The sequence below is a fragment of the Streptomyces sp. Y20 genome (assembly GCF_043195475.1).
Lineage (GTDB): Bacteria > Actinomycetota > Actinomycetes > Streptomycetales > Streptomycetaceae > Streptomyces.
Genome location: NZ_JBIDDP010000057.1, coordinates 1 through 341, shown reverse-complemented (window position 1 = coordinate 341; position 341 = coordinate 1). Strand labels below are relative to the sequence as shown.

Annotated in this window: 1 protein-coding gene; it reads left to right on the top strand. The window is 73.0% G+C overall.

Going from position 1 to position 341, the window contains the following annotated elements; all coding sequences use genetic code 11:
* Window positions 1–49 precede the first annotated feature (49 nt).
* On the top strand, window positions 50–341 hold a 292-nt coding region (locus ACGFT1_RS35835), incomplete at its 3' end, for a hypothetical protein (protein ID WP_373913167.1).

Sequence of the window (341 nt, the reverse complement as noted above, 5' to 3'; positions counted from 1 at the left end):
CGGCCAGGCGGGTCGGTTGGCGGAGTTCGTCCGCCGGAGCGGCGCGCCGATGGCGTCTGTCGCCGGCGCCTTGGTCACGCAGCGCGCGGTCCTGGCCGAGCGGGCGGTCGTGGTCGCCGGTTCGCGTGAGGAGGCCGTGGCGGGGCTGGGCGCGCTGGCTGCGGGGGAGTCGTCCCCGGTCGTGGTGACGGGGTCGGATACCGAAGGGAAGATCGTGTTCGTCTTCCCCGGTCAGGGTTCGCAGCGTGTGGGTATGGGTGCGGGGTTGTATGAGCGGTTCCCGGTGTTCGCTCGGGCGTTGGACGAGGCGTGTGCGGCTTTGGACGCGCGGCTTGCGGGGG